General features: G+C 68.4%; 14 protein-coding genes. 5 read left to right on the top strand and 9 right to left on the bottom strand.

The window, feature by feature from the left end; translation table 11 throughout:
• Positions 1-337 precede the first annotated feature (337 nt).
• Positions 338-2,050 (bottom strand): glycoside hydrolase family 20 protein, encoded by a 1,713-nt coding sequence (locus ACGFR7_RS04665; RefSeq protein WP_393312913.1) that lies wholly within the window; start codon positions 2,048-2,050, stop codon positions 338-340.
• A gap of 379 nt (positions 2,051-2,429) precedes the next feature.
• Between ACGFR7_RS04665 and ACGFR7_RS04660 the strand changes: the two genes are divergently transcribed.
• From ACGFR7_RS04660 to ACGFR7_RS04640, 5 genes are all read left to right on the top strand, one after another.
• On the top strand, positions 2,430-2,978 hold the full coding sequence (locus ACGFR7_RS04660; RefSeq protein WP_393312911.1) for a 2-oxo-4-hydroxy-4-carboxy-5-ureidoimidazoline decarboxylase: 549 nt from the start codon (positions 2,430-2,432) through the stop codon (positions 2,976-2,978).
• Positions 2,979-3,180: 202 nt separating this feature from the next.
• On the top strand, positions 3,181-3,561 hold the full coding sequence (gene sdhC, locus ACGFR7_RS04655; protein ID WP_030066793.1) for a succinate dehydrogenase, cytochrome b556 subunit: 381 nt from the start codon (positions 3,181-3,183) through the stop codon (positions 3,559-3,561).
• A 6-nt stretch (positions 3,562-3,567) separates the two neighbouring features.
• On the top strand, positions 3,568-4,053 hold the full coding sequence (locus tag ACGFR7_RS04650; RefSeq protein ID WP_393312909.1) for a succinate dehydrogenase hydrophobic membrane anchor subunit: 486 nt from the start codon (positions 3,568-3,570) through the stop codon (positions 4,051-4,053).
• 20 nt (positions 4,054-4,073) lie between these two features.
• Entirely contained in the window at positions 4,074-5,828 is a 1,755-nt protein-coding gene (sdhA, locus tag ACGFR7_RS04645) for a succinate dehydrogenase flavoprotein subunit (protein ID WP_393312907.1), read from the top strand.
• Positions 5,828-6,601, top strand: coding sequence for a succinate dehydrogenase iron-sulfur subunit (locus ACGFR7_RS04640; protein WP_129294548.1), 774 nt, complete (start codon positions 5,828-5,830; stop codon positions 6,599-6,601). Before sdhA ends, ACGFR7_RS04640 begins: the two co-directional genes overlap by 1 nt.
• Before the next feature lie 48 nt (positions 6,602-6,649).
• On the opposite strand, the gene ACGFR7_RS04635 is transcribed toward ACGFR7_RS04640, so the two are convergent.
• The 8 genes from ACGFR7_RS04635 to ACGFR7_RS04600 form a co-directional block, all read right to left on the bottom strand.
• Positions 6,650-7,501 carry a hypothetical protein gene (locus ACGFR7_RS04635; RefSeq protein WP_393312904.1) on the bottom strand — a complete coding sequence of 284 codons (852 nt, stop codon included), beginning with the start codon at positions 7,499-7,501 and terminating at the stop codon, positions 6,650-6,652.
• A gap of 177 nt (positions 7,502-7,678) precedes the next feature.
• Positions 7,679-8,185 (bottom strand): FBP domain-containing protein, encoded by a 507-nt coding sequence (locus tag ACGFR7_RS04630; RefSeq protein WP_393312902.1) that lies wholly within the window; start codon positions 8,183-8,185, stop codon positions 7,679-7,681.
• Between the two features lie 440 nt (positions 8,186-8,625).
• A complete protein-coding gene (locus ACGFR7_RS04625; protein ID WP_393312900.1) occupies positions 8,626-9,816 on the bottom strand; it encodes a S8 family serine peptidase in 1,191 nt (396 codons plus the stop codon).
• Positions 9,817-10,156: 340 nt separating this feature from the next.
• Positions 10,157-11,356 carry a S8 family serine peptidase gene (locus tag ACGFR7_RS04620; RefSeq protein WP_393312898.1) on the bottom strand — a complete coding sequence of 400 codons (1,200 nt, stop codon included), beginning with the start codon at positions 11,354-11,356 and terminating at the stop codon, positions 10,157-10,159.
• A 116-nt stretch (positions 11,357-11,472) separates the two neighbouring features.
• Positions 11,473-12,963 carry a hypothetical protein gene (locus tag ACGFR7_RS04615; protein WP_393312896.1) on the bottom strand — a complete coding sequence of 497 codons (1,491 nt, stop codon included), beginning with the start codon at positions 12,961-12,963 and terminating at the stop codon, positions 11,473-11,475.
• 44 nt (positions 12,964-13,007) lie between these two features.
• The gene (locus ACGFR7_RS04610) at positions 13,008-13,325 is read right to left on the bottom strand and encodes a hypothetical protein (RefSeq protein ID WP_393312894.1); all 318 of its coding nucleotides are present in this window, start codon (positions 13,323-13,325) and stop codon (positions 13,008-13,010) included.
• A 197-nt stretch (positions 13,326-13,522) separates the two neighbouring features.
• Positions 13,523-14,842, bottom strand: coding sequence for a metallophosphoesterase (locus ACGFR7_RS04605; protein WP_393312892.1), 1,320 nt, complete (start codon positions 14,840-14,842; stop codon positions 13,523-13,525).
• Positions 14,843-14,864: 22 nt separating this feature from the next.
• The gene (locus tag ACGFR7_RS04600; protein ID WP_393312890.1) at positions 14,865-15,155 is read right to left on the bottom strand and encodes an SCO4848 family membrane protein; all 291 of its coding nucleotides are present in this window, start codon (positions 15,153-15,155) and stop codon (positions 14,865-14,867) included.
• Positions 15,156-15,159 lie beyond the last annotated feature (4 nt).

Genomic DNA, 15,159 nt, shown 5'->3' with positions numbered 1-15,159 from the left:
CCGTCCTTTTCCAGCCACGCCCGACGACTCGGAACCGTGCGCGACCGGCGCGGAACCGCACGTTACGGGCCTGTCCGGCCCGGCGTCCAGACCACCGCCGGCCCCGCGCCCGGCCCCCTGCCGGCCCATAGCCGGACCACTAGCCGTACCCCTCCCCGTACCCCGTGTGACGCTTTCGCGCCGTCTGGCGCTGTACCGGATAGAGGGCCGTCACAGGCTCTTCGCGAACGACGGCCGGGGCCTCTCCTGTGGGGGGTGGCGGCCCCGGCCGTCCTCGCTTTCTCTCACCCGTTTCTTACCGGGTGTTTTCTCGATCCGGTCTCTCGCATCCGGTCTCTCACACCCGGCCCGCCAGCGCCTTGAAGTCCGCCCAGGACAGGGCCGGCGTCCGCGGGTCCCAGGTCTTCTGCGCCAGTGCCGCCAGCGGCAGCCGGATCCCGGCCGCCACCTGCTCCACCGTCTGCGCCTGGGCCCGGTCGCACCAGATCGCGAAGCGCGCCCCGGGAATGCGGTCCGGGCCCGTCATGCTCGCGGGCACCGCCACCGGCCGGGTGCCGCGCAGGACCATCGGCGTCCAGCTCTGGTAGATCCGCTGGCCGGTCGGATAGGTGAACTGGTTGGGCTCGCCGAGCACGTAGTACAGGAACGCGTCGTTGAAGTTCATGACGTTGCGGCCCTCGTGGAAATACTCCGCGGGGTCGCGCTTGCCGGCCTCCGTGCCGGTCCAGTAATCGACCATCCGGCTCTTGGGCGCGCTCACGACGCCGCCCGCGAAGAATCCGTCGTTCCAGGCCTCGATGCGGTTCTTGCCCTTGGCCTCCACGGTCTTCTGCCGGTCATTGAGCCAGCCGGTCGTCAGGTCCTCGATGGTGCCGCGGGACCCGTACTTCTGCCGCGCGGCCCGCGCGAGCTGCGGGTACTTGGTGGCGGGAGAGGACGACATCAGCGCCTGGTACTCGTCGCCGCCCAGATGCCAGTACGCCGGGGCGCCCTCGGGGTTGGTGAAGAGCTCGCTCATCTCCTTCAGCAGCGAGTCGATCAGCGGGGCGGACTTGGGGTTGGAGATGTCGATCGCCCCGGGGATCACCCGGCCCTGGACGTTGCGCAGCTGCAGGGCGGGATAGTGGTCCAGCACGGCGCCCAGGTGACCGGGCGAGTCCAGCTCCGGGACCACGGAGATGTGCAGGGTGCGCGCGAGCGCGATGATCTGGCGGACCTGGGCCTTGGTGAGATGGTCGGCGGAGACGATCTCGGGATGGGTGTCGCTCTGGATGCGGAAGCCCTGGTCGTCGGAGAAGTGCAGCTGGAACTGGTTGAGCTTGAGGTCGGCGATCTCCCGCAGCCGGGCCTCGATCCAGTTCTGGGAGAACGGCTTGCGGGCGTTGTCCAGCGACATTCCGCGCTGCGGTCGGTCGGGCCGGTCCTCGATGGTGCCCTCGGGAAGTCCGCCGGCGGCGCGTACGGCCTGCTTGACGGTGCGGGTGCCGTAGAAGATTCCGGCGTCGGTGGGGGCCGTGAGAGTGAGCTTGGTCCCGGCGGCCTTGAGGGTATAGGCCTCGTCGGCAGCGCTCTTGACGGGCACGTTGTTGTCGCTGTTCTTGCCCGTCAGCTTCACCTCGATGTCGCCGGGCCGTACGGACTGGTCGCCGTAGACGATGCCGAGGCCGAGGTCGTTGGCCATCCGCTGGGCCTCGTCGGCGACATTGCTCTTCTCGCCGGCCGGTACCACCACACGGGCGCCCTTGGACGGGCGCCAGCCCCGCCCGTCGGCCTGGTGGAATTCGCGGACTGCGGGGATGACCTGCGGTTTTCCGGTCAGCGGCGCCCAGGTCGGGGTGGCGGAGGGCGAGGGGTTCACCTTGGCGCTGGTGCTCCCGGGCGGCTCGGTCTCGGCGGTGCCGGAGCAGCCGGCGAGCAGCAGCGCACCGGTGAGGGCCGCGGCCGACAGCGCGGGCCGGGCCGCCGGGCCCGTCCACGCCCGGGGCCTCGTCAGGGGGCGCGGCAAGGCCGAGGGCCGCGGGGCGCGTGGCGGCCGCATCGGGTTCGACATCGTGCAATCCTCACTTTTCGGGGCGAAGGCATTGCCAGGTGCGTGGAGCCGGTCGTCCAACGAACGCGCGAAAGCTCTCTCATCCGGGTGAAATTCGCGCATCCTTCGGACAGCGAACGACAAGCGTCGTTAGCGTGGCGGTTCCAGTCGTCACCCCCTTCACGGGGCCCTCCCGGAGCCACCGGATACCGCCGGAGTGTCGTGTTCACACGCACCACCGTCACATCCGCCGACGCTTCGCGTCCCGGCTTCGGTCCGCTTCCCCCAGCTTCCGTCAGTCGTCCGTCCCGCACCCGTCGAAGAGATCCATTCGCATCCGTCCGAGGAGCCCACGCTGTCCGGTGACACCCCGGCCGCCCGGCCGACGACGCTGCGTCCTGTGCAGCCCCCGTGGTGCGGCATATCGTCACGGGCCCCGGGCTCCGCCCTGCCCCGCCCCCGTCGTGAGGACGTCGGGCTCGGCCGCTTCAACGCCCTCAGCCGGGACGACACCCTGGCCGCGCTCCTGAGCTGCTGCGGCAGCCGCCGCTGGGCCGAGCGGGTGGCCGCGCACCGCCCGTACCCGGATCCGGAGTCGCTGCTCGCCGCCTCCGACGAGGCCTGTTACGACCTCACGGCGGGGGAACTGGACGAGGCGCTTGCCGAGGAGTCCCTTTCCCCGCAGCCGCTCGTCGGCGCCCGCGGGCCCGGCACCCTAGCCGCCCACACCGCGCTGCGCGCCGCCCACGCCGAGTACGAGCGGCGCTTCCGTCATGTCTTCGTCATCTGCCTGGACGGCTACCGCGACGAGGAACTGCTCGACCAGGTCCTGTCCGGCATCCGCACCAGGCTGGGCAATGAGCCGGACGAGGAGCGGGCGGTCGCCGCGGACGAGCTGCGCCGGCTGGCCCGCGGCCGGCTGATCCGGCTGATGAGCTCCGAGCCGTAACGGATCGCGGCGTTTGCCCGGGAAATTCCGGTTCGTGCCTGCGTGATAGCCCGTTGGTGCCTGTTTGATCACACCTGACGACCCCGGCGCAAGGAACCGACAGCACGTCGCTACGATGGCCAGGGCCGGTGGACCGTACCCGGCCGGGCCGACCGACACAGAAGCCGGCAGGCCCCAATCCCCGCTCCCGGAGGGTTTTTCCGTGCCGGCTGGAACGCTGTACCGCGGCCGGGAAGGCATGTGGTCCTGGGTGGCTCACCGAGTCACTGGCGTCCTCATCTTCTTCTTCCTGTTCGTACACGTCCTCGACACCGCTCTCGTACGCGTCTCCCCCGAGGCGTACGACAACGTCGTTGCGACATACAAGACGCCGATCGTCAACGTGATGGAGTACGGCCTGGTGGCCGCCATCCTCTTCCACGCGCTCAACGGCCTGCGGGTCATCGCCGTGGACTTCTGGTCGAAGGGCCCGAAGTACCAGAAGCAGATGCTGTGGACAGTCGTCGGCGTCTGGGTCGTACTGATGGCCGGTGCCTTCTACCCCGTGCTGCAGCACACCCTGCGCACGCTGTTCGGGAGCTGACGCGAGATGTCTGCTGAAACCACCTCCGCAGAGGCCACGGCGGGCGCGACCGACGGCGCCTCGCTCTATGACGTGGACCACCCGGCTCCGGTCATCGAGGCGCCGCGCAAGCGCACGAAGAAGACCGGGAGTGCTTCCCGCGGCAACTTCGAGATGCAGGCCTGGCTCTTCATGCGGCTGTCCGGCATCGTGCTGGTCGTCCTGGTCCTGGGTCACCTGCTGATCCAGCTGGTCCTCGACGGCGGCGTCTCCAAGATCGGCTTCGCGTTCGTGGCCGGCCGCTGGGCCTCGCCGTTCTGGCAGGTCTGGGACCTGCTGATGCTGTGGCTGGCCATGCTGCACGGCGCCAACGGCCTGCGTACGGTCATCAACGACTACTCGCAGCGGGACAACACCCGCTTCTGGCTGAAGATGCTGCTGTACACCGCGACGGTCTTCACCGTCCTTCTGGGCACGCTGGTGATCTTCACCTTCGACCCGAACATCTCCTGAAGCCGGGGCTGACTGGAACCATGCAGATCCACAAGTACGACACCGTCATCGTCGGCGCCGGTGGCGCGGGCATGCGCGCGGCCATCGAGTCGACCAAGCGCAGCCGCACCGCGGTCCTGACGAAGCTCTACCCGACCCGCTCCCACACCGGCGCCGCCCAGGGCGGTATGGCTGCCGCCCTCGCAAACGTCGAGGAAGACAACTGGGAGTGGCACACCTTCGACACGATCAAGGGCGGCGACTACCTGGTCGACCAGGACGCCGCCGAGATCCTCGCGAAGGAGGCCATCGACTCGGTCCTCGACCTGGAGAAGATGGGCCTGCCGTTCAACCGCACGCCGGACGGCACGATCGACCAGCGCCGCTTCGGCGGTCACTCCCGTAACCACGGTGAGGCCCCGGTCCGCCGGTCCTGCTACGCCTCGGACCGCACCGGCCACATGATCCTCCAGACGCTGTACCAGAACTGCGTCAAGGAGGGCGTGGAGTTCTTCAACGAGTTCTACGTGCTCGACCTGCTGCTCCAGGACGTCGACGGCGTCAAGAAGTCCGCGGGCGTCGTGGCGTACGAGCTGGCCACCGGCGAGATCCACATCTTCCAGGCGAAGTCGATCATCTTCGCGTCCGGCGGCACCGGCAAGTTCTTCAAGGTGACCTCCAACGCCCACACCCTGACCGGTGACGGCCAGGCCGCGGCCTACCGCCGCGGGCTGCCGCTGGAGGACATGGAGTTCTTCCAGTTCCACCCGACGGGCATCTGGCGCATGGGCATCCTGCTGACGGAGGGCGCCCGTGGTGAGGGCGGCATCCTCCGCAACAAGGACGGCGAGCGCTTCATGGAGAAGTACGCGCCCGTCATGAAGGACCTCGCCTCGCGTGACGTCGTCTCGCGCTCCATCTACACGGAGATCCGCGAGGGCCGCGGCTGCGGCCCCGACGGCGACCACGTCTACCTGGACCTGACCCACCTGCCGCCGGAGCAGCTGGACGCCAAGCTCCCGGACATCACCGAGTTCGCGCGGACCTACCTCGGTATCGAGCCCTACACGGACCCGATCCCGATCCAGCCGACCGCGCACTACGCCATGGGCGGCATCCCGACCAACGTCGAGGGTGAGGTCCTGGCGGACAACACCACCGTCGTGCCGGGCCTGTACGCGGCCGGCGAGGTGGCCTGTGTCTCCGTGCACGGCGCCAACCGCCTGGGCACCAACTCGCTCCTGGACATCAACGTCTTCGGACGCCGGGCGGGCATCGCCGCGGCGGAGTACTCGGCCACGGCCGACTTCGTCGAGCTGCCCGAGGACCCGGCGCGGCAGGTCATCGACCAGGTCGAGCGGCTGCGCGACTCCAAGGGCACCGAGCGGGTCACCGAGATCCGCAAGGAGCTGCAGGAGTGCATGGACGCCAATGTGATGGTGTTCCGCACCGAGCAGACGATCAAGACCGCGGTCGAGAAGATCGGCGAGCTGCGCGAGCGCTACCTGAACGTGTCCGTCCAGGACAAGGGCAAGCGGTTCAACACCGACCTGCTGGAGGCCATCGAGCTGGGCAACCTGCTCGACCTGGCCGAGGTCATGGCCGTGTCCGCGCTGGCCCGCAAGGAGTCCCGCGGCGGTCACTACCGCGAGGACTTCCCCAACCGCGACGACGTCAACTTCATGCGGCACACCATGGCGTACCGCGAGGTGGGCGCAGACGGCGCAGAGTCGATCCGCCTCGACTACAAGCCGGTCGTGCAGACCCGCTACCAGCCGATGGAGCGTAAGTACTGATGAGCACCCCGACTCTCGACAAGCACTCCGCGGCACTGGACGCGGCCGAGGACGGCGCTTCGCATCTGATCACGGTCACCTTCCGGATCCGCCGGTTCAACCCGGAGGTCTCGGAGGACGCCAGCTGGGAGGACTTCCAGCTGGAGATCGACCCCAAGGAGCGCGTCCTGGACGCCCTCCACAAGATCAAGTGGGAGCTGGACGGGACGCTGACCTTCCGCCGCTCCTGCGCCCACGGCATCTGCGGCTCGGACGCCATGCGCATCAACGGCCGCAACCGCCTCGCGTGCAAGACGCTGATCAAGGACATCAACCCGGAGAAGCCGATCACGGTCGAGGCCATCAAGGGCCTCACGGTGATGAAGGACCTTGTCGTCGACATGGAGCCCTTCTTCCAGGCGTACCGGGACGTGATGCCCTTCCTCATCACGACCGGCAACGAGCCGACCCGTGAGCGGCGCCAGTCCGCCGAGGACCGCGAGCGCTTCGACGACACGACGAAGTGCATCCTCTGCGCCGCCTGCACCAGCTCCTGCCCGGTGTTCTGGAACGACGGCCAGTACTTCGGCCCGGCGGCGATCGTCAACGCGCACCGCTTCATCTTCGACTCGCGCGACGAGGGTGGCGAGCAGCGGCTCGAAATCCTCAACGACAAGGACGGCGTCTGGCGCTGCCGGACGACCTTCAACTGCACGGACGCCTGCCCGCGCGGTATCGAGGTCACCAAGGCCATCCAGGAAGTCAAGCGCGCGCTGATCACCCGCCGCTTCTGACGGACCACGGGCGCGCGTCTCGGGGCTCTCCCAGGGGGAGACACCCGTTCAGCGCCCGGCGGCAATCCGGGTTCCGGCCCGGCCGCCGAACAGAGCCGGTACGTCCCGAAGGGCCTCGCCTCCGTATCCCCGGAGGCGGGGCCCTTCGGCCTGCCCGCCCGCCGTCTCCCGCGCCGGTGCCGGTGCGGCCGCGGGTGCGGGTGGTGGTGCCGGGTAGACGAGCACCGGCGGCAGCGCCTCGTCCACCAGCGCCAGCGGGTGGTCACAGCAGAAGTACGAGGGGACGAAGACCAGGCCCCGTCCCCGCAGCTGCAACTCCCGCTCCACCGGATAGCCGACCTCCAGCACCGGCGGCCGCCAGCGCATCGGCGCCCCGAACGTCCGCAGCATCGCCTCCGCCCCGGACCGCGCCAGCACCTGTTTGCGCAACTCCCGGTCCGCGCCCACCCGTTCGGCGATCCGCGGCCAGGCCGGCGCCACCGCCAGATGGTGGTACGTCCGCAGGCTGCGCGCGAGCTGCCGCAGTGCGGCCGGCTCCCCCTCCCCTATGCCGCGCGCCCATCCCGGCAGCGCCCGATGCCCCGACAGCCGGGTCAGCTCGGTCCGCAGCCGCTGCCGCGGAGTGCTCATCACGGCCTCCAGACCGGACTCGATCCCGTACTGGGACGCGGCCGGCGTGAGGAAGTCCGGGAAGTACCCGTAGGGCGGGACCAGCGCGAACAGCGTCCGCAGCGGCCCCGGCCCGTGCCGCACGGCGTGCTGCCGCCAGGCCGCCAGCGCCGGATCGGTCCGGTCCTCCCGCAGGCTGTGCAGGCTCAGCACCGTCTCCCAGAGCGGGTCGGCCCCGTCAGCCACTCGCGTACGCACCAGATCCTGCGCGGTGAAGTGCACTCGCAGCACATCGCCCCCCTGCCTCTGCGCCGCCGCCCTCACGGCGTGGACACGAGGATCTGTCCGACGGGTGCATTGCCGCAACCGAAACCCACGGGTAGCATCCGGGCGGCCGCCGGAGGGCTTCCGGCACCGGCCCGCGGTCGGTCCAACTCGGCTACCTACGTGCGGACTTGCGCTGTGTTTCTACCGCTCGCCTTCAAGAACCTTGTCCAGGAAGGCGTCCAGGTTCCGCACCGTACGGGCAACCCGCTCCTCCAGCGGCAGCGTCTCCTCATGCCGCCCTGCGAGCCGGGACCGCTTGCGTCCCCGGACGTAGAGGGAACAGGCAAGGTCGGCGCACAGATACGTCCCGACGGTATTGCCCTGCCGCCCCAGGGGACCGGCCCGGCGCGCGGCCAGCAGACTGACACCGGACCCCGGATGCCCGGTCACACAGACCGAACACACCGTGGTCTTCGTAAAGCTGCGCCGCACACCCTGCGGCACCCGCAGCGTCACCCCGATGATCCCGTCGCCCCGCGGCGCCACCAGATAACTCCGGTCCGGCGCCCCCGGATCGCGCCATCCCAAGAAGTCCAGGTCCCCCCAGGGAAGCCCGGCCAGCCCCACCGGCAGATGGATCCTGCTCGCCTCACCCTTCGAGCAGTTGACGAAGGAGGCACGTATTTCTTTTTCACCTACGGGGTCCATAACTGGGGAAACTAACAGCGTGCCCCGAGGACCGTCGCCCTATTTATCTCCGCAGGGGGACGGGACCGCAGCGGCACCGACCGGCATCGACGCCTGGCAGCGACGACCGGCAGCGGCGACCGGCAGCGACGACCGGAAGAACCGCCACGCCCGCAAGCCACGCACCGCCCTCCTTTTCAACAGGGCCGGTTCGATGTAGGCCTCGGTTTGCCCGTCGTCCCGGCGTCCCGGCGTCCCGGCGTCCCGGCGTCCCGGCGTCCCGGCGGCACATCCCGGCATTCATCGGCCGGTTCCAAAGCAGACGTGGCCATTTGCACCACGCGGCACCAGGGCCGCATTCACGCACGGAGCGGCCACAGGGGAAATCGTCAGGGCGAAGGAGGTGAAACCGCTTTGTCCCGCGGCTCGATGTGGCGCACCCCGCGGCTCCGGCAGGCGCCTCAGCCCCAGCTCTGGCCGCCGGCGCTCCTGCGGCGACGGGTCGCCACGACGATGGCGATGACGGCCCCGACTGCCCCGACTGCCACCAGAACACCGAGACCGATGCCGCCGTAGAGCAGGGCCTGATTCAGCGCCGCCTTGCCGCCCATCGGCGCGTCGGCGTCCGGCGTACCGGCGTCCAGCTGCGAGGACGCCTTGCCCTTGGGCATCGGCAGCGGGCCCTCCTTGGGGCCCTCGGGGATGTCCTTCCGCAGGGCTGGGCCGGGCTGGATGAAGCCGTAGCCGTAGTGCGCGTCCGGGAGCTTGAGGCCCTTCTGGTCCTCCGGCAGGCCGGCCGTCTTCACCAGCCGGTTGGCGATCTGGCCGGGAGTGAGGTCGGGGTACTTCTCCTTGAGGAGGGCGGCCGCGCCGGAGACATAGGCAGTGGAGCCCGAGTTGCCGTTCTCAGTGTGGTAGCTCGAGTCGCTCCTGCCCGTCGCGGCGGGGATCTTCACACCGGGCGCGAGCAAGTCCATGTCGGAGTTGTAGTTGTTGAACTCGGCCGACTTGCCGTATTGGTCGACCGCACCGACACCGATCACACCTGGGCAGCCCACCGGATAGCTCTTCTCGGACACAGCGTCGTTACCCATACCGGCCACCACCACGGCGCCCTTTGACATTGCGTAGTGGATGGATTCGCAGGTGTCCGCCGAACGACCCTCGCTGTAGGACATATTGATGACGTCAGCACCGTGGTCTACGGCCCAGCGCGTGGCCATCCCGGAATTCTTGTACTCCGGCACCGGAAGGATCTTGGCCTCAGGCGCCAGCCCCTTGACACCTGCAGAGCCCTCCGGACCATGGCCGTGACCCGCGATGATCGCCGCCATGCCGGTACCGTGGTCGAGAACGTGCTCACCCGGCTCGAGGTGTTTGGCCCCCTCCGCCTGAGTCGCCTTCCCGAAATACGGCTCGGGAAGGAACTGTCCCTTCAGGTCTTGATGGGATTTTCGAAAGCCCCCGTCGAGCACGGCCACCGTGACGCCCTTGCCGGTGGCCTCCTTCCACAGCTGCTCGGCCCCGAACGCCTCCAACGGCCACAGATCCTTGCGCGTTTGGTCTGCGGAGGCGGTACCGCCCGCGGCGATGAGCAGCGCGCCGGACAGCGCGGCACCCACCGTCGCACGCAGTGTTCGGGTGCCCCTCATGCTTGGCTCCTTCGAGGGCCCTTCGGCCGGTCGCCGTCAGGCAGGCCGTCCGCGGTGTCGTCCCAGTTGCTTGTCGGCCTTTACGCCCACGCCGAGGCGTCGATCATCTTCTTGGCCTGTTCGGGCCCGTTTTCCGGCGTTCCCGGAAATACGGGCCCGCCACGCGCTGCGTCGAGCCTGTCCCTGCCGGTCAGATCGGCACGGACAGGAGCCAGCGCTGCCCAGCCGCCCAGGTCCCGTTGAGCTCCTTGACACAGCACTCAAGGGCGTTGCCGGAGTACTCCAATTGATCCACGTCCGATGACCCGGCGCGGTGAACCATATGGCTGCGTCGGCCGCCTCAGCCCCAGCTCTGAACGCCCGCGCTCTTGCGTCGACGGGACACCACAATGGCGACGACGGCGCCGATGACGACCAGGACACCGAGACCGATGCCGCTGAAGATCAGGAGCTTTTCTCCCTTGCCCATGGGCGGGTTCGGGTTCGGGTTCGCCTCATTTTTCACGCCGGCGGCGACAGGCGTCTTGGACGCCTTTCCCTTCGGCATGGGCAGGGGTCCCTGCGCGGGGCCTGCGGGGATGTTCTCGTTCAGGGCTGCCTCGGGAACGATGTAGCCATACCCATAATGATCATCAGGAAGCTTGAGGTGCTTCTTCTTCACGGAAGGGGTCAGACTGGCCGTCTTCACAAGGCGGTTGGCGATTTGCCCCGGAGTGAGGTCAGGGTATTTTTCGCGGAGCAGGGCTACTGCGGCGGAGACGTAGGCGGTGGCAACGGAAGTACCATCGGTCGTGCCGTACTGCGAATCACTCTTTCCGCCGAGGACCCGAACGTCCACGCCGGGCGCAAGCAGATCGACAGCGGAGTTGTAGTTACTCCTCTCCCAGACTTCCCCGTACTCATCGACCGCGCCGACGCCGATCGCACCGGGGCAGGCGGACGGCAAGTGCTTCTCCGTCGACCCATCATTGCCGACACCCGCCACCACCACGACACCCTTTTCCACCGCGTAATGGATGGATTCACACATGTCCGGCGTCGTCGAGTTGGACCCGAATGACATGTTGATGACGTCGGCTCCGTGATCCACCGCATAGCGAATCGCCGTCGGAACCGTCCCCACCGACGTCAAGGGCAAGATCTTCGCCCCGGGTGACAGCCCCTTCACGCCTGCAGAGCCACTTGGGCCATGCCCATGCCCGGCGATGAGACCGGCCATGGAGGTACCGTGGTCGCGAAGGTCTTCGCCCGGCTTCAGATACCCACCGACGTGATCTTCGTTCGTCGGGTTGGGAAAGTCCTTGCCCGGGAGGAACTGGCCCGTCAGGTCCTGATGGGTGGTACGGAACGCCTTCTCGATGACGGCCACAGTGACACCCTTGCCAGTGGCCTTCTTCCAGATGTCCTGGGCGCCGAAGGCGGTCAACGGCCACTGAGCGTCCCTGTTTTGGTCCGCTACCGCCGAGCCGCCCGTGGCCAGAAACAGCGCTCCGGTCAGCGCAGCACCGATGGTCGCGCGCAGAGTTCGTGTGACCCTCATGCCTTGCTCCTCATTGCTTCCGTTCTGGGCGGATGTTGACCGCCTGACGAGGTGCTCCGTTACGAGGACGCACGGAGCACCCCCTCACGCCGACGGCGTCGTCGGCGTCCGCCGCCCTACTCGATGACTCGCGGCGCCACATTACGTTGCGGAGTCCACGTCTCTTCGTCCTCGATCAGGTAATCGGGGCGCTGCTTGGTACTGCGCTCCTTCTCCTTGCCGTTCCCCTTGGCTCCAGGGGCGCCTGCCATGCCCTGGCCGGCCTTCGTGCCCCCACGGCTGCGGTGCAGCCCGGAACCGCCCTGCTTGGTGCCCCCCGTGGGCGCACCCGGCTTTCCGGCCATGCCGCCACGGGTACGGGCCTGCGCACCGCCGCGCCCGGCAGCAGCACCGCCGCCGCGGCCGGCGCCCCCGCCCATTCCGCCGCCGGGCATGCCCGAACGCCCCGCTCCGGATCCGGTTCCGCCGGGCATACCTGCACGGCCCGCTCCGGATCGGCCGCCGATGGCCCCGCTACGGCCACTGCCGCCGGGGCCCACGGATCCGCCCCCCTTGCCAGGCATAACGGGCATCATTCCGCCGGGCATGCCGGTCGAACCGCCGCCACCCCCAACGCCGCTGTGCCCACCACCGCCGCCGGAAGGGCCGACGGGAGTAACCGGATTGGCCGGCGTCAAGGTGCCGTTGTCCAGGCCCTCCAAGCCCGTCCGCACGGGAGGAGACGACGGGTTGATGTGCCCCTTGCCTGGATCGAACGGCGCGCTCGGGCCGTTCGGCGCGTGCGGGGAGATTTTGGACGGTTTGACGCGTGGGCCACCCGGAGTCGGCATGTTGACGGGCGCCGGGTGCGCAGGCGCTTTCGGCTCGGTAGGCCAGTCATGGCCAGATCCGGGCGGGGGGCCGCCACCCTCAAAGTTCGGTTGGTTACCCCGGTAATTGTTCGCCAGCTCTTCCATGACGATGACCGCTTCGACCTGACGCTCTTTGCTCAGGGAGAGACTGTCCCGGTTGAGCTCAAGCGCCATCTTGGCGTCCATCTTCGGGTTGGCCATGTCCTTATGGAACTGAGCGTCATCGCCGTCTTTGCCATTGGTGTCGAAGAATCCCTCGACGTCTCCGGCATCCTCGATCTTCGACATGGCCGTCTTGGCTTCACGCAGGCTGTGCGAAATACTGCCCTTCGCCCCGGACTCGCGGCTTCCGATGAGGGAAGTCTCAACGTTCCGCGCATGGCCATAGGTGCGGTCGATCCTGGACAGAACCTTTTGCGATTCTCGTCGGAAGGCATCCGCCGCGGCGCCATGCCAGTGCGCCGAGGCGTGATCGACCGCGTCCATGAACGCCTTACGAATTCCGCCGCGCCCGTCTTCACCTGCAAGGAGGTCAGCCGACGCGCGCCAGTGATCACCCGCGGTCTCAATAGCGCCCGGGTGAGAATTCTTGACCATCGCCCGGAGTGCGTCGAGTCCGTGGTGATGGAAGTCGGATTTGGACTTCGGAATAACCTTGTGCGAACCGAACTCTTCTTTGATCTGTTCTTTTCGGTTCTTTTCCTTGATCGTCTTCTCGTACGCTTCGTTGCCGGAAGTCGTGGGCGTGTCTGACATGGCCTCCCCCTGATCGTCAGTCTGGCGTTCGTTTTACTGTGGACTCAGCTGCCTTGCCGCATGGACGCCTTGGTCTCCTGCTCCTGGTCCTCGTACGCGCCCCGGCTGCGCTCGGTCTTGTCCCCGAACTCCGTGATGAGTTTGTGGAGCGCAGTGATCACCTGGGTCATGTACTGCTGCATCTTGTCGTGCGAGGCAGCAATCTCTTCGGCCTCGTTGAAGCTGGAGCCGAACGCCGACTTCGGGATGGCCGTGCTGTACTTCATCTTCTGGCTGGGTTCGTCCATGTCGCCGCGAAGCTGCTTGAGCTTGCGCACGACGCTGTCGAGCTCGTCGAGGTCGACCCTGAACTGCTCACCCACTGGTTTCACTCCCCCGTTGGCCCATCTCACAGGCCGGCGAAGCCTGCGGTATGGGCAGCGTAAAGAATGACAAGACTAGGGAGTTGACCACCTTCGCCGCAAGATCGAATGTCGGAATGTGTACGATTTAGTGCGCGATGCGACCGCAGTTTGTCGATGGGTTGTTACCTGCGTAGCGCAACCCTTCCGGGGGCCAGTCACGCCCGCAGCGAGGCGAGTTCGACGACCGTGACATCCGGTGGTGCCCCCACGCGGACCGGTGGCCCCCAGGCGCCCGCGCCGCGGCTGACGTAGAGCTGGGTGTCGCCGTAGCGCTCCAGGCCGGCGACGGTGGGGTTGGTGGCGGCGGCGACGTAGGTGAAGGGCCACATCTGGCCGCCGTGGGTGTGGCCGGAGAGCTGGAGGTCCACGCCGAACCGCACGGTGTCGTGGATGGTGACCGGCTGGTGGGCCATCAGGACGACGGCGCGGGAGGGATCCCGTCCGCTCAGCGCCAAGTCGTAGTCCGGGCCCGCATGTTCGGCCTGGCCCGCGATGTCGTTGACGCCTGCGAGATCGAACCAAGGAAATTCCCTACGCGCGTTTTCAAGGGGATGCACCCCCAACTCACGTACATGGTCGACCCATTGGGACGCTCCCGAGTAATACTCGTGATTTCCGGTGACGAAGAAGGCGCCATGACGGGCCTGGAGTTCGCGTAGCGGTTCTGCGGCCGGGGCGAGGTCCGCGACGCTGCCGTCGACCAGGTCGCCGACGATGGCCACCAGGTCGGGGTCGGTGCGGTTGATGGTCTCGACGACCCGCCGGGTGTGGGCGCGGCCGAGGATCGGGCCCAGGTGGATGTCGCTGACGACGGCGATCCGGAATCCGTGGGCGGCGCGGGGCAGTTTGGCCAGGGGGATGGTGACGCGCTTCACGGCCGGGCCGCGGAGGGTGGTCACGGTGCCGTAGCCGACGGCGGCCGTGGCGGCGAGGGTGGCACCGGCGGCGACCGCCCGGGCGAGGAAGAGCCGGCGGGGCGGCACGGCGAGCGGCGGCAGGGCGGGGGTGCCGGGCGGCAGGAGAGTGGGCGCCGAGGAGGGGGACGGGGAGGGGGACGGGGAGACATCCGACGGCGTCCCCGCGTCCGACGGCGTCCCGGTGCCCAGCGGAGCCCCCGCGTCCGGCGATCTCCCGCCCGGCGCCGTCCCCCCGCCCGGCTCGTCATCGCGGAGTACCCGGAGTCCCGCTGCCCGGACCGCCTCGCCCACCAGCAGGGCGAGTGTGAGATAGAGCACCAGGGCCAGCCAGAGGAAGCCGGGCCAGGCCAGTGCCTGCTGCAGGAGGAAGGGGGCGCCCACGCGGCCGGCCAGCAGGGCGGCGAGGGCGGTCAGGGGGAGGGCGAAGGCGGCGGTGGTGCCCGCTCGGCGGAGCCTGCTGTGCGGTGTGGTGGTGTCGCGGACGAGCCGGCACCACAAGTAGCGGTGCACGCCGAAGAACAGTCCGAGGACCGGGACCACGATCAGGGCGAAGATCACGGCGGCTGCCCGTGCCCGTGGGTCAGGAGGCGGACGGGGAGGGGGCGGAGGGCTGATCGGACGTGCCCTGTGCGGCCTCGCGGCGCAGGGCCCGTACGCCGCGGAACCCGATCACACCGATCGCCGTCCCCAAGAGAAAGGAAGCCACCGCGAGCAGCAGATGGACCCAGAAGTAGGCCGTCGGGTCACCCGCGGCGTCGAAAGCGAGACCGCTCCCGTCCTTCCAGAGGTTTTTGACGAAAGTGATCCAGATGAACCAGCTCCACACCCCGAAGGCGAGCAGGAACCAGGACACGGGGCGAGAGAGCTTCATACAT

The organism is Streptomyces sp. NPDC048516 (assembly GCF_043199875.1).
GTDB lineage: Bacteria > Actinomycetota > Actinomycetes > Streptomycetales > Streptomycetaceae > Streptomyces.
Note: the sequence above shows the minus strand (reverse complement) of the source record. Positions and strands in the feature narration are given on the sequence as shown.